General features: G+C 31.9%; 18 protein-coding genes and 2 pseudogenes. 7 read left to right on the top strand and 13 right to left on the bottom strand.

Going from position 1 to position 18,652, the window contains the following annotated elements; translation table 11 throughout:
• Positions 1 to 46: 46 nt before the first annotated feature.
• Together P7F85_RS04245 and P7F85_RS04240 are read right to left on the bottom strand one after the other, a co-directional pair.
• Positions 47 to 124 (bottom strand): delta-lysin family phenol-soluble modulin, encoded by a 78-nt coding sequence (locus P7F85_RS04245; RefSeq protein WP_015364841.1) that lies wholly within the window; start codon positions 122 to 124, stop codon positions 47 to 49.
• Positions 125 to 190: 66 nt separating this feature from the next.
• Positions 191 to 268 (bottom strand): delta-lysin family phenol-soluble modulin, encoded by a 78-nt coding sequence (locus P7F85_RS04240; protein ID WP_015364840.1) that lies wholly within the window; start codon positions 266 to 268, stop codon positions 191 to 193.
• Between the two features lie 316 nt (positions 269 to 584).
• On the opposite strand from P7F85_RS04240, the gene P7F85_RS04235 reads away from it, so the two are divergent.
• From P7F85_RS04235 to agrA, 4 genes and pseudogenes are all read left to right on the top strand, one after another.
• A complete protein-coding gene (locus tag P7F85_RS04235) occupies positions 585 to 1,148 on the top strand; it encodes an accessory gene regulator AgrB (protein WP_002466262.1) in 564 nt (187 codons plus the stop codon).
• A 4-nt stretch (positions 1,149 to 1,152) separates the two neighbouring features.
• A complete protein-coding gene (gene agrD, locus P7F85_RS04230) occupies positions 1,153 to 1,293 on the top strand; it encodes a cyclic lactone autoinducer peptide AgrD (protein WP_002466272.1) in 141 nt (46 codons plus the stop codon).
• Between the two features lie 29 nt (positions 1,294 to 1,322).
• Positions 1,323 to 2,612 (top strand): annotated as a pseudogene (gene agrC, locus P7F85_RS04225) (quorum-sensing sensor histidine kinase AgrC).
• A gap of 12 nt (positions 2,613 to 2,624) precedes the next feature.
• Positions 2,625 to 3,341, top strand: a complete 717-nt coding sequence (gene agrA, locus P7F85_RS04220; RefSeq protein ID WP_002466277.1) for a quorum-sensing response regulator AgrA — start codon at positions 2,625 to 2,627, stop codon at positions 3,339 to 3,341.
• A 58-nt stretch (positions 3,342 to 3,399) separates the two neighbouring features.
• Here agrA and P7F85_RS04215 read toward each other — a convergent pair whose 3' ends face one another.
• The 7 genes from P7F85_RS04215 to P7F85_RS04185 form a co-directional block, all read right to left on the bottom strand.
• A complete protein-coding gene (locus P7F85_RS04215) occupies positions 3,400 to 4,356 on the bottom strand; it encodes a carbohydrate kinase family protein (RefSeq protein ID WP_002466260.1) in 957 nt (318 codons plus the stop codon).
• On the bottom strand, positions 4,353 to 5,837 hold the full coding sequence (locus P7F85_RS04210; RefSeq protein WP_002466269.1) for a sucrose-6-phosphate hydrolase: 1,485 nt from the start codon (positions 5,835 to 5,837) through the stop codon (positions 4,353 to 4,355). Before P7F85_RS04210 ends, P7F85_RS04215 begins: the two co-directional genes overlap by 4 nt.
• A gap of 300 nt (positions 5,838 to 6,137) precedes the next feature.
• A complete protein-coding gene (locus tag P7F85_RS04205) occupies positions 6,138 to 7,088 on the bottom strand; it encodes a LacI family DNA-binding transcriptional regulator (RefSeq protein ID WP_002466257.1) in 951 nt (316 codons plus the stop codon).
• Between the two features lie 140 nt (positions 7,089 to 7,228).
• Positions 7,229 to 7,453 carry a sulfurtransferase TusA family protein gene (locus tag P7F85_RS04200; RefSeq protein WP_002466256.1) on the bottom strand — a complete coding sequence of 75 codons (225 nt, stop codon included), beginning with the start codon at positions 7,451 to 7,453 and terminating at the stop codon, positions 7,229 to 7,231.
• 12 nt (positions 7,454 to 7,465) lie between these two features.
• Positions 7,466 to 8,554 carry a YeeE/YedE family protein gene (locus tag P7F85_RS04195; protein WP_002466270.1) on the bottom strand — a complete coding sequence of 363 codons (1,089 nt, stop codon included), beginning with the start codon at positions 8,552 to 8,554 and terminating at the stop codon, positions 7,466 to 7,468.
• Positions 8,555 to 8,724: 170 nt separating this feature from the next.
• Positions 8,725 to 9,030 carry a hypothetical protein gene (locus tag P7F85_RS04190; RefSeq protein ID WP_015364839.1) on the bottom strand — a complete coding sequence of 102 codons (306 nt, stop codon included), beginning with the start codon at positions 9,028 to 9,030 and terminating at the stop codon, positions 8,725 to 8,727.
• Between the two features lie 26 nt (positions 9,031 to 9,056).
• A complete protein-coding gene (locus P7F85_RS04185; protein ID WP_002466252.1) occupies positions 9,057 to 9,701 on the bottom strand; it encodes a redox-sensing transcriptional repressor Rex in 645 nt (214 codons plus the stop codon).
• Positions 9,702 to 9,959: 258 nt separating this feature from the next.
• On the opposite strand from P7F85_RS04185, the gene abc-f reads away from it, so the two are divergent.
• Positions 9,960 to 11,894, top strand: a complete 1,935-nt coding sequence (gene abc-f / locus P7F85_RS04180) for a ribosomal protection-like ABC-F family protein (RefSeq protein WP_002466276.1) — start codon at positions 9,960 to 9,962, stop codon at positions 11,892 to 11,894.
• 350 nt (positions 11,895 to 12,244) lie between these two features.
• A pseudogene (locus P7F85_RS04175) lies at positions 12,245 to 13,868 on the top strand (MutS-related protein).
• Positions 13,869 to 13,921: 53 nt separating this feature from the next.
• Here P7F85_RS04175 and tsaD read toward each other — a convergent pair.
• From tsaD to tsaE, 4 genes are read right to left on the bottom strand one after another with little or no spacing between them, the layout of a single operon-like run.
• The gene (tsaD, locus tag P7F85_RS04170; RefSeq protein ID WP_002466263.1) at positions 13,922 to 14,959 is read right to left on the bottom strand and encodes a tRNA (adenosine(37)-N6)-threonylcarbamoyltransferase complex transferase subunit TsaD; all 1,038 of its coding nucleotides are present in this window, start codon (positions 14,957 to 14,959) and stop codon (positions 13,922 to 13,924) included.
• Positions 14,952 to 15,416 carry a ribosomal protein S18-alanine N-acetyltransferase gene (rimI, locus tag P7F85_RS04165; protein ID WP_002466250.1) on the bottom strand — a complete coding sequence of 155 codons (465 nt, stop codon included), beginning with the start codon at positions 15,414 to 15,416 and terminating at the stop codon, positions 14,952 to 14,954. The genes tsaD and rimI overlap by 8 nt, the downstream gene beginning before the upstream one ends.
• A complete protein-coding gene (gene tsaB, locus P7F85_RS04160) occupies positions 15,389 to 16,051 on the bottom strand; it encodes a tRNA (adenosine(37)-N6)-threonylcarbamoyltransferase complex dimerization subunit type 1 TsaB (RefSeq protein ID WP_002466271.1) in 663 nt (220 codons plus the stop codon). The genes rimI and tsaB overlap by 28 nt, the downstream gene beginning before the upstream one ends.
• Positions 16,048 to 16,494 (bottom strand): tRNA (adenosine(37)-N6)-threonylcarbamoyltransferase complex ATPase subunit type 1 TsaE, encoded by a 447-nt coding sequence (gene tsaE, locus P7F85_RS04155; protein ID WP_002466273.1) that lies wholly within the window; start codon positions 16,492 to 16,494, stop codon positions 16,048 to 16,050. The genes tsaB and tsaE overlap by 4 nt, the downstream gene beginning before the upstream one ends.
• A gap of 442 nt (positions 16,495 to 16,936) precedes the next feature.
• Between tsaE and ilvD the strand changes: the two genes are divergently transcribed.
• Positions 16,937 to 18,625, top strand: a complete 1,689-nt coding sequence (gene ilvD, locus P7F85_RS04150; RefSeq protein WP_002466278.1) for a dihydroxy-acid dehydratase — start codon at positions 16,937 to 16,939, stop codon at positions 18,623 to 18,625.
• The last annotated feature ends 27 nt before the right edge of the window (positions 18,626 to 18,652 follow it).

Genomic DNA, 18,652 nt, shown 5'->3' with positions numbered 1-18,652 from the left:
CTCACCTTTTATACGAAGAAAACAAAGTTACAATGAATTTCTACTATTATTTAGTGAATTTTTTTACTGTATCTAAAATCCATTTTACAAAATCACCAATTGTTGAAATGATATCTGCAGTCATTGAAATCACTCCTTCCATTTGAATTATTGTAAATCCTAAATACTCATCTTAACTAACTAGAAAAAATTATTTTTGGAATTTTTTCACAGTGTTAATGATTAATTTTACTAAATCACCGATTGTTGAAATGATATCTGCTGCCATTGAAATCACTCCTTCCTTCAAGTAATGGAACTAGAATTACTTAGAAAAATAATTCTAATAAGTAGATTAAGCAAATTTTCAACTCTATTTCCATCACATCTCTGTGATATGAGTCTATTAAAACATGGTTATAACCCTTTGAATTAAAAAATTCCTAACTTGCAATATTTTATACTAAACTGTAAGCCTTTTTATGATAAAATACTTTTTAGAAAGTACATTATACAGTTAAGTATTTATTTTTGACAGTTAGGCATAAAATCCAAAATAAGTTGCACAAAATTGTATAATGATACTTAAGGAGAGTAGTGAACAAGTGAAAATAATAGATACAAAAATTGATCAATTTGCCAACTACTTACAACGTAGAAATAACTTGGATCGCATACAATTTCTAAAAGTTCGTTTAGGTATGCAAGTTGTAGTAAGTAATATAGCGAAATTTATAGTAACTTATGGGTTAGCGATAATATTCCATATTTTCTGGTATACGTTAACTATGCATTTAGCATATATGATTTTGAGGTTTTATGCGCATGGTGCACATGCTAAATCATCATTACTGTGTCATATTCAAAACATCATTATTTTTCTATTGATGCCATGGCTTATCGTATATTTTTCAATAAGTAAATTTGAGATGCTTTTCTTTGCTTTAATCGGTTACTTTATAGTAATTGCCTTTGCACCTGCTGCAACGAAGAAGCAACCTATACCTAAACGCTTAGTGAAAAAGAAACGAATACTCTCCATTGTAGTTTACATGTTATTAGTATTAATATCGTTTATAATTAAAGAGCCATATTCACAATTAATTTTATTTGGAATTATTGTTGAATCAATTACATTATTACCTATCTTTTTCCCTAAGGAGGATTAACATTATGGAATTTTTAGTCAATTTATTTTTTAAATTTTTCACTTCAATCATGGAATTTGTTGGTTTTGTAGCTGGTTATAGTCCTTGTACTAACTTCTTTGATGAGCCAGAAGTACCTAGCGAATTAACTAAGATATACGAATAACATCATTTAATTTAGAAAGCGTGTATTAAATGGAATTAATCAATAATATACCGTTTGCTATTTTGCAATTAATTTTATACTTTTGGGTTACAAAATTAATATCGTTTATCAAATATACAAGAAGAGATTATTTTATCATCATAGGGATTATAATCTCTTCTCTTGTATTATACGAATTATTTGGTACGAAATCTTTACTATTTGTAGTAATATCTAGCCTAATTTTCTTATATAGGAAAATTAAATTTTATTCTATTTTGGCTGTTTTAATTACTTCATTGATAATGTATTTGAGCAACTTCACTACTTTAGTATTGTACGTAACAGTTTTAGATAAAATCACTGATACATATATACTACTTACAATATACATGCTAGTATTTTTTATAGTTTCTTTGATAACTTCTCTAGTTCTGAGATTTTTATTACAAAAACTAAAAACATCATACCTTTCAATGAATAAAACATATAATATTATCATCGCCTTAGTATTAGTAATATCGTTTGTATTTTTTTACTCTTATTCTTTAGTTAATACTTCTGCATTCGAAAGCTTAAGAAGTTATGGAATTATTTTTGTTGGTTTAATTATCTTTTTAAGCATCATTATTTTCATTCTTTCAATGTTCACTTTACGTGAAATGCGTTATAAACGTAATCTTCAAGAGATTGAAACGTATTATGAATATACTTTGAAAATTGAATCTATTAATAATGAAATGCGTAAGTTTCGACATGACTATGTCAATATTCTTTCTACGATGTCCGAATTTATTCGTGAAGACGATATGCCAGGCTTACGTCAGTATTTCAATGAACAAATTGTACCGATGAAAGATAACTTAGAAACACGTTCACTTAAACTTAACGGTATTGAGAAGCTTAAGGTCCGTGAAATCAAAGGTCTTATTACGACGAAGATTCTTCAAGCTCAAGAGAAAGAAATCGCGATTAGTATTGAAGTGCCCGATGTGATTGAACGCATTGATATGAATACGATAGAATTAAGCCGTATTATTGGTATTACATTGGATAATGCGATTGAAGCATCAGAATCATTAGAAGATGCCCTTATTCGTATCGCCTTTTTCAAATAAGATGAATCAGTAACGCTTATTATCATGAATAAATGTAAAGATAGCATTCCTCGTGTGCATGAACTATTTGAAGAAGGTTTTTCTACAAAAGGTGATAATCGAGGTTTAGGTTTATCTACACTTAAAGAAATCACTGATAATAATGATAATGTATTATTAGATACAGTCATTGAAAATGGCTTTTTTATTCAAAAAATAGAAATAATCGATAAAGAATCATAAGGATGTGAAATCATGAAAATATTCATTTGCGAAGATGATCCAAAACAACGAGAAAATATGGCTTCAATTATTAAAAATTATATTATGATTGAGGAAAAGCCTATGGAGCTTGCTCTCGCAACTGATGATCCTTATGAAGTGCTTGAGCAATCCAAAAATATGAATGACATCGGTTGTTATTTCTTAGATATTCAACTTGAAGCTGATATAAATGGTATTAAATTAGGTAGTGAAATTCGAAAACATGATCCTGTAGGTAATATCATTTTTGTAACAAGTCATAGTGAATTAACGTATCTCACTTTCGTTTATAAAGTGGCTGCAATGGATTTTATATTCAAAGATGATCCTGCAGAACTGAAAACACGTATTATCGATTGTTTAGAAACAGCTCACACAAGACTTAAATTATTATCTAAAGAAAGTAATGTAGAAACAATAGAGTTAAAGCGTGGTAGTAATTCAGTTTATGTACAATATGACGATATTATGTTTTTCGAATCATCTAGTAAATCACATCGTTTAATTGCACATTTAGATAATAGACAAATCGAATTTTATGGTAACCTTAAAGAATTAAGTCAATTAGATGACCGTTTCTTTAGATGTCATAATAGCTTTGTGATTAACCGAAGAAATATTGAGTCAATTGATTCTAAAGAACGCATTGTCTATTTTAAAAATAAAGAGCATTGTTATGCATCAGTTCGTAATGTCAAAAAGATATAATTCCATTATTAATATAAATAAACAACCATCCGTCAGTGTAAAACGGATGGTTGTTTTATTACGCGTTATCAATTTCTTCTAATGTAGGAATACTTTCAATGGCACCATATTTTGTCGTTACTTTTGCTGCAACAAGGTTACTAAATTGCAAGATTGATTCACCCTGTTGTTTAAATAATGACTCTATCGCCATATCTTGTTGTATTAATATTTGGCTTATTACAGCACCTATAAAGGCATCTCCAGCACCAGTAGTATCGATAGCTTTGACTTTAAAGCCTTCATGATGTTTAACTGTACCATCTTTCAAATAGATTGAGGCTCCCTTAGCGCCTCGAGTATAAATTACCGCTTCAACATTGCCTACAAATAGCGATTCAATCGCTTTAGATTCATCTTGCTCTCTCGTAATAAATTCAATTTCTTCATCTGAAACTTTAACGACATGTGCTTTAGGTATAAATGTCAATATAGCGTTACGACAATCCTCTTTATTATCCCATAAAGGTAAGCGAACATTAGGATCAAAAACAATGGTTCCTTGATGTTGATTAAATTTCTCGACCATTGCCAAATGTGCTTGTTTCATAGGGCTATCTACTAAATCAACCGAGCAGAAATGTAAAACATCACCCTTACCCACGTCTAAATCTTCAATATTTTGAGCTTCATATAACATATCTGCAGATGGTTTCCGATAAAATGAAAAGTCTCTTTGTCCGTCTGCCTTTAAACTTACAAATGCGAGTGCTGTATTCGCCTCATCTGTTCTCTTAATATAATCAGTACCAACACCAATTTGATTCAGTGTCTCAACGATAATATCTCCAAATGCATCATTGCCAAGTTGCGTTATCATTTCAGCTTGTGCACCTAACTTTTGAACTGTACAAGCAACGTTGCAAGGTGCACCTCCTACTTGACGAGAAAATTGTTCAACGTCTTTAAGTGCAGTATCAGTTACTGTTGGCATAAAATCTATTAACGCTTCACCTATTGCGAATAAACGTCTCATGAAAGATCACCTTTCAAATTATATTTTGTAAATTGTAGATAGACTTGTCCTGATTCTGTCGAAGTCTTAATACCAGTTGCTTCCTCTGAAGGGAATATTCTTGATGTTAAGACACGTTCACCGTCATTACAAAAAATCTCTATACTAGAGGTATCAACAAAGATTCGTAATTGTGTTAAGGTTGAATCCAGTTTTGTACTACGTGTTGTGCCTTCTACATTGCCTGGTAATACACCGCTATCAGTTCGATCAAGTGTCACTTTATTGTCTCTTTTATTATATGAAATCATTGTCGATTGATATCTTGATGTTCTTAACTCAAAATAAATTTCAGATGCATCATTTTCCAAAATATCAATGATTAATTCGTATTGTTTACCCTCATATGGATGTAACTTGGTTGTAAATTTATTAGCGTAACCTAAAGCTGTTTCTTTGTTATATCTTAATTTTTCTAAGCTTTGAATAGGTCTTTGTTTCAACTTACCATTTTCAATATTTAATACTCTTGGAATAGTTAAACAATGTGCCCAACCTTCTTCATCTGTAGGATATGTTGTGTCTGGTAATCCCATCCAACCAATTAAGATACGTTGACCATTTTGGTCGAGAAATGTTTGTGGCGCATAAAAATCAAAACCTCTGTCCAATTCTAAAAATGATTGATGATCAAATTCTAACGTATCTAGATTTAAATCACCCATAATATAGCCAGATTGATAAATATTACGATACTTATCTTCATCACTATCAAGACCTTGTGGACAAAACATGATGACATCATGGCCATCTAGTTCAAAGTAATCAGGACACTCCCACATATAACCAAACTGATTTAATGATGTTTTAATTTCTCCTTGGAAATGCCAATTCACAATATCTTTCGAACGATATAATAATAATCTACCAAATTCATCCATAGTTTGCGCACCTAAAATCGCATAAAATTGATCCTCAACTTGAAATACTTTTGGATCTCTAAAATGACTTGTATAGCCTTCCGGTTGTTGGCTAATGACAGGTTTAGGAAATTTCTCTACTGATCCGTCAGCTTTCATTCTAGCAATCATTTGGGATGAATGTCTTTGCCATGCATGATCACGGTGATTTCCAGTGTACATATAATATAAATGGCCCTGATATTCAAAAGCACTTCCGCTATAAACGCCATGACTATCGAATTTAGTATCTGGACTTAGTATCACACCTTGTGGTTCGAAATGAACCAAATCGTCACTTGTATAATTAAACCAATACTTTAAACCATGTACCGCACCTAAAGGGAACCATTGATGTGACACATAATATTTTCCATCAAAATAAATTAAACCGTTGGGATCATTTAATAAACCCGTTTCTGGTTGAATATGAAAAGTTTGTCTATACGGAGATAGTTTTACTTGTTGTTTTAAATTTAGTAATTTATCGCTATCAGCATCTTCTATTCGTTGATAGCGTTCTTCTTTAGTCCATTCAGTCATTCATATCCCCCTATTTTATAGTAATCTTTTAAGTATATGGGGTTAAGTTTATTCATAATAAAGTGCCACTTATACATGTAATTTTGTTCAATTATAAATATTAAACAAAAGTCGAAACTATATGCTAAGTCATATGCGTTTCTAAAAATGTATGTCTTTATCATTGTCTTCCCCAACTTGCATTGTCTTTAGAATTCCTCATCGAAATCCTTTATACTTGGGCTACTTGAGCCGGTAAGAATGATGCTTCTATTTTATCATTTCTACTGGTATCGGTTCCATATAATTTGAATATATTCTTCATAATTTCACTGGTATCACAATGGTTTCTTCAATAGCTTCACCCTTTATCAATTGTCTAACTTCAAGCATGGCACGTTGTCCCGCTTCAAAATAATTAAACTGTATCGTTCGAATAATTGGTGAAACTATTTGTGTCATAGGGTCTCCACCAAATCCATGAATCATTGTTGGTTTTAATAATTGATCTGAATTAAAACTATATTTATGAATAGCCAATGCAATCGCATCGGTCGCACCTATAATGACGTCAGCATCATTGATCTTTGTTAACGTTTGTTCAATGTCTTGTAATGCTTCTTCATATTTAAAAGAGGTTTCAAATATATCTGGTTCAATTTGATATTTTGATAAGCCGTCGACTAATCCATTTCTTCTATGTACACCCACTGCAATGTCTTTCTCAGTAACACTAAAAAATACAACACGTTGTGGTTGGTTTTGACCTACCCACTCACCCACTTTTAATCCTGCTTGATAATCATCATGCGTGATGCTATGTAATCCAGGGTATTCTTGTCCAACTATAATGACAGGTACATTAGCTTTATCAATTACTTCCAAGTGTTTATTAGTAATATCGGTTGCCATTAAAATGATTGCATCCACTTTACTTCGAGATAAAGTTTCAATTGCTTCTATTTCCGCATCCATATGTAAACCAGTGTAGTTTAGTAGTAATTGATAGTTATGTCGTTGGCATTGATCTACTATACCTTTGACTGTTTCATCAACAGCGTAAGAGTTCATCCTTGGAATAATTGCACCTATAATACGTGTTTGAGTCGCTCTTAGACTTTGTGCAAACTGATTCGGTTGGTAGTCATGTTCATTAATAATTCTACTTAATTTTATACGCGTCTTTTGACTTACAGATCCATTATTTAAATACCTAGAAACTGTACTTTTAGATACACCTGCTAATTTTGCGATATCCGATATATTTTTCATAAAAGTTACTCACCCATCATATTTTGGAAAACTTATATTTATTCTATCATACATGTAATCGCTTTAAATACTATTTTCTAGTTCTTTGAAATGAAAAAGAGCACCCTATGTAGGATGCTCTGTCTATATTTATCAGTACTTTACGCTTTTTGAACAGTAATTGTCCAAGATGCATCACCGAGTTGTTCATAATTAGTAACAGGGTAACCATTTTCTGCCGCCCAATTAGGGATTGCCTCAGTTGCCTGTGTACAATCAAAATCAATTTTTAATTCATCGCCAAGATCTAATTCAGTCATTTTCTTTTGTGCTTCAATTAATGGGAAAGGACAAACCATCCCAACTGTACCTAATTCATATACCATTATAAATCCTCCTTACGTCGTTTGCGTTTGTTGTTTAACTGTTGTTTGTTGTTTTTTAGTCGATTGTTGTAATTGTTTCATAGGTTTAATAAAAATAAAGTAACTCATAAACCATACACCTAGAATCATTGAACCTAAGCCAATCCAACCTTGCCAACTCATTGTTGCCGTTTCAACTAAACCGTTACCGATTGAGCAACCACCTGCAACAGAGGCTCCAAAGCCCATTAAAATACCACCTATTGCACTATTTCTAATTGTTTTCTTATCTGGTAAACGCCATTTGAATTCTTTTGAACCTTTAGCAGCAATGTAGGAACCAAGGAATATACCTACAACTAAAAATGCGCCCCAATCAATGAGTTGAGTATTTCCAGTAATTAAGAAATTAACAATATTTGCTGAAGGCGTCGTAATTCCTAATCCATAATCTCTACCAGTAGAACTACTCATTGGCCAAGCTAATAATGCGATTAATCCAACTGCAATTGCTGCTACAAATGGATGATACCTTCTTTCAAATAAATAATGTCTTAAACCTGTATACTTTTGTTTTAATTTAGGAACTGCTACTTTAGGTTTTTTAAGTGTTTTAGTCACCAATATTAAAGTAATAATCGTTATAAGAATGACTAAAATCCAATTTGGAATATGCAATGTATCTGCCATACTAGCATTTTCATTTGTAGGTTGGTTAATTACTTTTAGAACTGGTGATAAAATACCTGTCTTAGTCATAGCACTTGTTAATGCATATAAAATAAGTGCAATCCAACTACCTATTAAACCTTCTCCTGCTCTATAATATGTTCCAGTAGCACAACCGCCTGCTAATACGATACCTATGCCAAAGACAAAAGAACCGATAACTGTACCAACAATTGGAAATGTATGTGCTGGAACATTAACTAAGCCTAAACTTGTTAAAATGAATAAACCAATACTTTGAACTGTAATCGCAACAAGCAAAGCATAAAACATTTTATTACTTTTTTGTACATACATATCTCTAAAACCGCCTGCTAAACAAAAGCGAGTTCGTTGCATTACGAATCCTAATAGTACACCGACAATCAAACCGCTTATAATCATCCAAACCATATTTTCACCCTTTTCCGATATAAATACTAAGTTATTTTACAGGATAAAGTGTTATATTTCAAGTTCACTATCTAAATTAGTTCTCCCAATGCATATCTTTATTGAATGTAGTTTTCACTTTACTAAAAAATAGTACACCTCTTTAAGATGTACTATTAAATATCGCTATTTTAAAGCGCTTGTATTTCATTTATATGATGAACTAACGTTTGTATGTCTTTTGATTTAAAATGACTGAATTTATACCAAGTTTGGTTATAATAAATAAATAATTTATGTCCTAGTAATCCCTTACGTACTTGGTAACGAATTATTTTTTTTACATCAATATCTAAATTTAAAGGATTATGATTTGTATAATATGACTTGAATATTAGTGTATGCTCGTTCAAAACCAATTGTCCGGGAATGTATATCAATGTAGGTAAATGAGCTTTATACATACAACTTACTTGAATCAAAAATTTACCATTCATAAAGAGTCCCCCTAATGACCAATATGCTATTTCATTGATTCATCATAATTTCTCATAAAGAATAGTAAGGACTGTAATTCAATACCTAAATCAATATGATGTACTTGAACATCATTTGGTGTACTTACTCTTGCTGGCGTAAAATTCATAATTCCTTTAATACCAGATTCAACAAGTTCGTCTGTAACACTTTGAGCAACATGTTCAGGAGTAGTGAGAATGACTACATCAATATCTTGTTTTGATAACGTTTGTTTTAAAGTCTTGCTATCTTTAACAACTACACGGCCTACTTGTTCACCGATGACATCTTGATTCACATCAAATGCTTCTGTAATTGTCATTTCATCGTGAATTGAAAAGTTATATGTTAATAATGCTCGACCTAAGTTACCTACACCAACAATTGCAATTTTAATATCATTACTACCACTAATTTCAGCTTTAAAAAATTCAATTAAACTATCTATATTATAGCCATAACCTTTTTTACCTAATTCGCCAAAATATGAAAAATCTCTACGAATCGTAGCTGAATCTATTTGTAATGCTTCGCTAATAGCTTTAGAATTAACACGGTCAATACCTTTAGTTTTTAGATTACTAACAAATCTATAATATAACGGTAAACGTTTTAAAGTTGCTCGAGGAATTTTAACGTTACTTGCCATTTTATTTGTCTCCCTTCGACACTAAACGGTTTCAATTTAATTTTATGTATATATGTTTGCAACAATAAAAATCCAAATAATTGTTTACAATGAATACTTGCTAATTATACATTAATAAAATTTAAAAATAAATATCCTAGTTTCAAGACACAGCTTAATACTGTAAAATAAATATTAATATGATAAACAAATATTTAAACATATCAAACTATATGTATAGTTTATAATGATATCGCATATTTAGAAAGGTGAAGTCGGATGATACTTTTACAACTTAATGACATCTCTAAATCGTTCGATGGTGAAGATATCTTTACTAACGTTGATTTTGAAGTAAAAACAGGCGAACGTATAGGTGTTGTTGGACGAAATGGTGCCGGTAAATCAACACTTATGAAAATCATTGCTGGCGTTGAAGATTATGATAGTGGTCATATTTCAAAGATTAAAAATCTTAAGATGGGCTATTTGACACAACAAATGACACTAGACTCTAACGCCACTGTATTTGAGGAAATGTCAAAACCATTTGAACATATAAAAAATATGGAATTATTAATCAAACAAGAAACCGATTGGTTAGCTGCACATGCAGATGCGTATGATACCCCTACTTATCAAGCACATATGGAAAAATATGAATCTTTATCAAATCAATTTGAGCAACTAGAAGGTTATCAATATGATAGTAAAATTAAAACAGTTCTTCATGGGTTGAATTTTAATGAAGATGACTTTAATAAACCTATTAATGACTTCAGTGGTGGTCAAAAAACAAGATTATCACTGGCACAAATGTTGTTAAATGAACCAGATTTATTATTACTTGATGAACCTACCAACCATCTTGATTTAGAAACCACAAAATGGTTAGAGGATTATTTACGCTACTTTAAAGGTGCAATTGTCATTATCAGTCATGATAGATATTTCTTAGACAAAATCGTTACACAAGTTTATGACGTCGCTTTAGGTAGCGTCAAACGATATATTGGTAATTATGAACAATTTATTCAACAAAGAGATAAATATTATGAAAAACGTATGCAAGAATATGAAAAACAACAGGAAGAAATTAAAAGATTAGAAACATTTGTAGAAAAAAATATTACAAGAGCTTCAACAAGTGGCATGGCAAAAAGTCGTCGTAAAACCCTAGAAAAAATTCAACGTATAGATAAACCTATGATTGATGCAAGAAGTGCCAATATCCAGTTTGGATTTGATAGAAATACCGGAAATGACGTCATGCATATCAAACAATTAGAAATTGGTTATGATGATACCCCTATTACTAAACCTATTAATATGGAAGTATCCAAAGGCGATCACATTGCAATTATAGGGCCAAATGGTGTCGGTAAAACCACTTTGATTAAAACCATTGCTCAAAGACAACGTCAACTCGGTGGCGAAGTCACATTTGGTGCTAATTTGAAAATTGGTTACTATGATCAAAAACAAGCTGAATTCAAATCAAATAAAACCATTCTAGATTATGTGTGGGACCAATATCCAAATATGAACGAAAAAGATATTCGAGCAGTATTAGGACGCTTTTTATTCGTACAAGACGATGTCAAAAAAATCATCAATGATTTATCAGGTGGTGAAAAAGCAAGACTACAACTAGCCTTGTTAATGTTACAACGTGATAATGTACTTATTTTAGATGAGCCTACCAATCACCTCGACATAGATTCAAAAGAAATGTTAGAACAAGCTTTAGAGCATTTTGCAGGTACTATAATATTTGTATCCCATGATAGATATTTCATCAATCAATTAGCCAATAAAGTATTTGACTTAGATCATGATGGTGGCAAAATGTATCTTGGTGACTACCAATATTATATTGAAAAAACAGAAGAAGCTGCTGCTCTAAAAGCTAAAGCGGAAAGTGAAATTGAGTCTACAAATAACCCAAGCACCAAACAGAGATCGACATCATCATATGAAAATCAAAAACAACGTCGTCGCGAACAACGCAAAATAGAACGTGAAATCGAGCAACGTGAAGCTATCATCGAATCATGTGAAGCAAAGATCGAAGACATTGATTATCAACTTACACAACCTGATGTTTATAGTGATCCTATTAAATCCAATGAATTAGCGGAATTAAAATCAAACACCGAACAAGAATTAGAACAAGCAATGATGGAATGGGAAGAATTACAAGAAAAATTATAAATAACTATTATTTTACTAGACATTAAAAAGTAGAGTTTCTACTCTTTAGTGTCTTTTTTCTATCGTTTTATTGATTATTATTAACAATGATTATTGCCTATATGAAAGCTATCCACAGAGTTATCCTAGTTATCCACAAGTAATATGTAACTATTTTTAAAAGTTATTCAGATGAAAATATACTATATCCACAAAAATTAACACCACTTATCCACAAGTTGTGCACTTATTGTTGATAAGTACGCATGTTCCCTATTGACATAACTTCTAACTTCTCATTATTATCATTGATTGTTTCATATTAAATGATATGAAATAATTAAAATAACTATACATAAAGGAGTTTTTCAATGGACGATGTACAGTTATTTTTATTATTTGTATTAGGCGTTATTATTTTAACCACCGTCGTTAGTATTATTACATCAATCGTCAATAGAAGACAGTTCATTAATAAAATTAACGGCTTATGGCCTAATCAAGAAAAGATAGAAAAATTTATTAGGCCAAATGCGAAATATGATTATCAATTTCAAACTTATAGTGATCATTATAATGAACATCAACTTGTCGATGACAAAACTTGGTCTGACTTAAATATGGATGCCTTATTTCAAAGTATGAATTTCAATTTCACAGCACTTGGTGAAATGCGTTTATATGCTACTTTACGTAGGATGTATAAAGTAAACAATAAAATATTACTTAAACGTTTTAAAGAAGATACATCGTTTAGGAATCAAGTTTCATTACGGTTAGGTTTAGTAGGTAAAAGTGTTTATCCCCATTTTCCCGATCAACTCACACCTATTAAGTGTCAAAAAATATTTATGCTAGCACCATTATTACCGATTATCGCTTTAATTTATACATGCTTTGATGCGTCAAATGGCATTCTGATATTCGTCATAGCTTGCATGATCAATATCATTTTATCGGTCAGTTTAAAACGAACATTTGAACAAGATTTAAAAACCATTTTTTATACTGCTTATATTTTAAAACAGTGTTAAAAATCTTACTGAGATAGAGGGAACACCACAAGTAGACGTCAATTTCAATCACTTTAAAACTGCACGTTATTTGAGTGGTATATTAGCCAAAATCGAAACCGTAGACTTAGCATCAGCCTTTGTTTTATTGATTAAAACTATATTTATGTTAGATTATCTAATTTTCCATACTATTCAGCATAGTTACTATAAATACATAAATGAAGTATTAAAATGCTATGATTATATAGGCCATTTAGATAATCATTATGCCATTGCTTTATATCAAGAGACATTGCAAGAATATTGCGAACCAGAAATCATTCAATATAGTAATACTCATCAACAATTATGTAAATTTAATCAACTTGTACATCCATTAATCAACAATGCTATTCCAAATGATTTAAATCTCAATCGAAATATTTTATTAACAGGCTCGAATGCGTCTGGTAAATCAACCTTCATGAAGACTGTTGCACTTAATCTTATTTTGGCTCAAACAATTGACACTGCGACAGCCTCTCAATTTAAATATGTGCCTGGATTAGTATATACATCAATGGCTAATGCTGATGACGTCTTATCAGGAGATAGTTATTTTATGGCTGAACTAAAATCAATTCGTCGTTTATTCAATATTTCTACGGAGAATCAAGTATACTGCTTCATTGATGAAATATTTAAAGGAACCAATACTACGGAACGTATTGCCGCTTCCGAATCAGTATTAACCTATTTATCTCATCTGCCTAATTACTACGTATTAGCAGCAACTCATGATATTGAATTATCAAATTTATTAAATATATCTTTTACAAATTACCACTTTAATGAATCAATTAAAGATGATTCCATTGCGTTTGACTTTAAAATCAAACCGGGTAAAGCTAATACAAGAAATGCAATCGAATTGTTAAGACTGACACAATTTCCTTCTGATATTTATGAACGTGCCAAACAACAAGTTAAGGATATATAATAAAAAGTCAGTAGTACGAGAATATATTTAATCTCGCACTACTGACTTTTTAATTATGATAAGGTTTCAATTGAAAAATCTTCAATATCAATGTTATTTTTTCCGTTCATTGACATATCACTACGAATGCCTGCTAAATAAAGATAATGACCTGCTGCACCAATCATCGCTGCATTGTCAGTACATAATTTCGGTGTAGGTATGGTTAATTGAATTTGATTGTCTTCACATTGTTTAGCAATACTTTCTCTTAGCCCACGATTACTTGCCACACCACCAGCAACGATTAATCGTTTAACATTATACGCTTTGCAAGCATGTATAGCTTTAGTCGTTAACACTTCAACAACACTGTTTTGGAAGCTTGTAGCAACATTTTCTGGTACAATCTCTTGTCCTTTTTGACGTTGATTATGCAATTGATTAATAACTGCGCTTTTTAGCCCACTAAAACTAAAATCATAACTTCCCTTTTCTAACCAAACTCTAGGAAATTGATACGTATCTTCACCTTTAGCTGCTAATTGATCAATTTGAGGTCCACCTGGATAGGGTAAATCAATGGTACGTGCTACTTTATCATATGCTTCACCTACAGCATCATCTCTTGTTTCACCTATGACTTCAAAATTTAAATGATTCTTCATATAAACCAATTCTGTATGACCACCAGAAACGATTAAAGCCATCAATGGAAATGTTAACGGTGTTTCTAAATGATTCGCATAAATATGTCCTGCAATATGGTGAACTGGTATTAACGGTAAATCATATGCAAATGCAAGTGCTTTTGCCGCATTAATACCTATGAGCAACGCACCTATAAGTCCAGGCCCTTGAGTTACAGCAATAGCATTGATATCATTCATAGTCACATTTGCAGTTTGTAAAGCGGTATCTATTGTCGTCGTAATCCCTTCGACATGGTGACGACTAGCAATTTCAGGTACTACACCGCCAAAGCGCTTATGACTTTCAATTTGGCTTAACACTGTATTAGATAATATTTCTGTACCATTTTTTATAACACTTACACTTGTTTCATCACAACTTGTCTCTATTGCTAAAATTAATGTCTGTTGCTTATTCACGTAAATTCACCCACATGACTAATGCATCCTGCCCTTCTCCATAATAATTTTTTCGTTTTCCACCAAATTGAAAACCTAAATTTTGATAAACATGTTGAGCGACTGTATTATCCACTCTTACTTCTAAACTCATTACATCACATTGATGACTTGCATAATTCATGACATATTTTAATAACAATTGTCCTAAACCATATCCTCTAAAATGCTCTGAAATGGCAACTGTTGTAATTTGTGCTTGATCAATGACAACCCATAACCCTAAATATCCAATAATCGCTTGATTAAATTCTATAACAAAATAATTAGCAAACTCATTCTTTTCGATTTCATGATAAAATGCATCAATTGACCACGAACTATCATTGAAACTGCTTCTTTCAATGTCAAAGACTGCTGGAACATCATCTTTATTCATTCTTCTAATATTTAATTGTTCTTCTGTTGGTCTATCCAATTTCTTTCCGCCTCAGTTATTTTATGATATTTAGGAACAAAACTATGGATATCAGTGGGCTCGGTAATTAAATTTTTCATGACTGACGCTTGTGGTAATTGATTAATCCCCTCACCATCTATTAAATGTGCTAATTTAACTGTATCTTCACCGATATATACATAGGGTTGATTAAGTTCATGTAATTTCTGCTTCAAGTCATTAATTGAAATATATTGATCATCTAATACAGTTTCTAATAACCCATTTTTTTGTTGATATATCCCTGCATATACCGCTTCACGTCTTGCGTCAAAAATGGGTACTAAAAGTTTGTTATTCTCGTTAATAGTTGCTGCCAAAGCTTTTAATGACGAAACGCCATATAATTTACAATTTAATACGTAGGCAAGCGTTTTAGCAGTCGTCACACCAATTCTTAATCCAGTATATGAACCAGGACCTTCAGCAACTACGATACCATCGAGATCATTTTTTGACATACTACTTTCATTAAATAAACGTTGAATCATAGGCATTAGTTGCACTGAATGATTCGTCTTTGTATTGTTGGTAATTTCAGCAAGAACATCATTGCCGTCTGTTAATGCGACAGACAAAGGCTGATTGGACGTATCTATCAATAACAATTTCATTGTTCTAACGCCTCCTTCATAACTTCATAATGTTCTCCTTTAGCTTCTATCTTGATGTGCCGACTTGTTTCATCAATCACTTCAATATTTATTGTCAGTGATTCATTAGGTAATAAATCCTCAATAAATTGGCTCCATTCAATTACTGTTAACGCATCATCTTCAAAATATTCATCAAACCCTAAATCTTCATCCGAATCTTCGAGTCTATAGCAATCCATATGGTGTAACTTTAAATTTGTACCTTTGTAAGATTTAATAATATTAAATGTAGGTGAATTGATTGTTCGTTTAACACCCAAAGCTTCACCTATAAATTGAGTGAATGTTGTTTTACCTGCACCTAAATCTCCATTAAGTAAAACTAAATCTCCAGGTTGAACTAGTGCCACCAATCTTTTAGCAAATTGTTTCATTTCATTTTTATCTTTAATACTAATCATAGGTCATTCTCCTATTTTCTTTTTAACTACTCAAGAAATATATTAACTTAATTAGTGTAACAAATTTTGTCTTATATTTCTTCGTAAATATTTTTAACAAAATAGATTTATAATTGTAAGAAAATTCTAAATTATCATTGACATCATTTTCGGCTTATAGTAAATTAAGTTTATAAATTTTAAAACAATTCAAACTATTTAGAATAAATAACCATTCAACGAAAGGAGTATAATAAAATGAGACATTATACAACTCAACATTCAACGACAACTTCAAATATTATTATTTTATTATACTCTCAAGGGCTCGAACTTTAGTAATTATTTCATTTACTAAATGTTTAAGTCCTATTTGTAATTGAATGGGACTTATTGAACGTCCCAATAACCATTGGGACGTTTTTTATTTTCTTATAGTACAAAAAATACGGGGGAATTTATTATGCGAAGCGACATGATCAAAAAAGGAGATCACCAAGCTCCAGCAAGAAGTCTTTTACATGCTACGGGCGCTCTTCAAAATCCAACAGATATGAACAAACCTTTCGTAGCTATCTGTAATTCATATATTGATATTGTTCCTGGACATGTTCACTTAAGAGAATTAGCTGATATTGCAAAAGAAGCTATTCGCGAGGCAGGTGCCATTCCATTTGAATTTAATACCATTGGTGTAGATGACGGTATTGCGATGGGTCATATTGGAATGAGATATTCTTTACCTTCAAGAGAAATTATTGCTGATGCTGCAGAAACTGTCATCAATGCCCACTGGTTTGACGGTGTATTTTATATTCCAAACTGTGACAAAATCACACCAGGCATGCTACTAGCAGCTGTTAGAACTAATGTACCTGCAATTTTTTGTTCAGGTGGTCCAATGAAAGCTGGTTTATCTGCTCAAGGTAAAGCATTAACATTATCTTCTATGTTTGAAGCGGTTGGTGCATTTAAAGAAGGTTCTATTTCTAAAGAAGAATTCTTGGATATGGAACAAAATGCTTGCCCTACTTGTGGTTCATGTGCAGGAATGTTCACTGCTAATTCAATGAACTGCCTCATGGAAGTACTTGGTTTAGCATTACCTTATAATGGTACGGCCTTAGCTGTTAGTGACCAACGCCGCGAAATGATTCGTCAAGCTGCATTTAGATTAGTAGAAAATATCAAAAATGATATTAAACCTAGAGATATTGTTACCAAAGAAGCGATAGATGATGCATTTGCACTTGATATGGCTATGGGTGGTTCTACAAATACTGTATTACACACATTAGCAATTGCTAATGAAGCCGGCATTGAATATGATTTGGAACGTATTAATGAAGTCGCTAAAAATACACCTTACTTATCTAAGATTGCTCCAAGTTCTTCATACTCAATGCATGATGTACACGAAGCTGGTGGTGTACCCGCAATTATCAATGAATTAATGAAAAAAGAAGGTACATTACATCCAGATAGAATTACAGTAACCGGAAAAACTTTAAGAGAAAATAATGAAGGCAAAGAAATTAAAAACTTTGATGTTATCCATTCACTCGAAAATCCATACGATAAAGAAGGTGGTTTATCTATCTTATTTGGTAATCTGGCTCCTAAGGGTGCAGTTATCAAAGTTGGTGGTGTTGATCCTTCAATTAAGACATTCACTGGTAAAGCGATTTGCTTTAATTCACATGATGAAGCAGTTGAAGCCATTGATAATCATACAGTAAGAGAAGGTCATGTGGTCGTTATCAGATATGAAGGACCAAAAGGCGGACCAGGCATGCCAGAAATGCTAGCCCCTACTTCTTCAATTGTCGGTAGAGGATTGGGGAAAGATGTAGCCTTAATCACAGATGGTCGTTTTTCAGGCGCAACACGAGGCATTGCAGTAGGACATATTTCCCCTGAGGCCGCATCTGGTGGTCCGATTGGACTCATTCGAGATGGTGACGATATCACAATCGATTTAACAAATCGTACTCTAAATGTTGATCAACCTGAAGAGGAATTATATCGTCGTAGAGAACAATTAGAACCATTTAAAGCAAAGGTTAAAACTGGTTATCTTGCACGTTATACATCATTAGTAACAAGTGCCAATACTGGAGGCATTATGCAAGTACCTGAGAACCTTATCTAAATAATAGGAGTTGATTTTAATGACTAA

This window comes from Staphylococcus sp. aM (genome assembly GCF_052975125.1).
Note: the sequence above shows the minus strand (reverse complement) of the source record. Positions and strands in the feature narration are given on the sequence as shown.

What these genes read in the sequence shown, in the direction of transcription:
- P7F85_RS04245 (WP_015364841.1), bottom strand. Translation starts at nt 124, where the DNA reads ATGACTGCAGATATCATTTCAACAATTGGTGATTTTGTAAAATGGATT.
- P7F85_RS04240 (WP_015364840.1), bottom strand. Translation starts at nt 268, where the DNA reads ATGGCAGCAGATATCATTTCAACAATCGGTGATTTAGTAAAATTAATC.
- agrD (WP_002466272.1), top strand. Translation starts at nt 1,153, where the DNA reads ATGGAATTTTTAGTCAATTTATTTTTTAAATTTTTCACTTCAATCATG.
- agrA (WP_002466277.1), top strand. Translation starts at nt 2,625, where the DNA reads ATGAAAATATTCATTTGCGAAGATGATCCAAAACAACGAGAAAATATG.
- P7F85_RS04215 (WP_002466260.1), bottom strand. Translation starts at nt 4,356, where the DNA reads ATGAGACGTTTATTCGCAATAGGTGAAGCGTTAATAGATTTTATGCCA.
- P7F85_RS04210 (WP_002466269.1), bottom strand. Translation starts at nt 5,837, where the DNA reads ATGACTGAATGGACTAAAGAAGAACGCTATCAACGAATAGAAGATGCT.
- P7F85_RS04205 (WP_002466257.1), bottom strand. Translation starts at nt 7,088, where the DNA reads ATGAAAAATATATCGGATATCGCAAAATTAGCAGGTGTATCTAAAAGT.
- P7F85_RS04200 (WP_002466256.1), bottom strand. Translation starts at nt 7,453, where the DNA reads ATGGTATATGAATTAGGTACAGTTGGGATGGTTTGTCCTTTCCCATTA.
- P7F85_RS04195 (WP_002466270.1), bottom strand. Translation starts at nt 8,554, where the DNA reads ATGGTTTGGATGATTATAAGCGGTTTGATTGTCGGTGTACTATTAGGA.
- P7F85_RS04190 (WP_015364839.1), bottom strand. Translation starts at nt 9,030, where the DNA reads ATGAATGGTAAATTTTTGATTCAAGTAAGTTGTATGTATAAAGCTCAT.
- P7F85_RS04185 (WP_002466252.1), bottom strand. Translation starts at nt 9,701, where the DNA reads ATGGCAAGTAACGTTAAAATTCCTCGAGCAACTTTAAAACGTTTACCG.
- abc-f (WP_002466276.1), top strand. Translation starts at nt 9,960, where the DNA reads ATGATACTTTTACAACTTAATGACATCTCTAAATCGTTCGATGGTGAA.
- tsaB (WP_002466271.1), bottom strand. Translation starts at nt 16,051, where the DNA reads ATGAAATTGTTATTGATAGATACGTCCAATCAGCCTTTGTCTGTCGCA.
- tsaE (WP_002466273.1), bottom strand. Translation starts at nt 16,494, where the DNA reads ATGATTAGTATTAAAGATAAAAATGAAATGAAACAATTTGCTAAAAGA.
- ilvD (WP_002466278.1), top strand. Translation starts at nt 16,937, where the DNA reads ATGCGAAGCGACATGATCAAAAAAGGAGATCACCAAGCTCCAGCAAGA.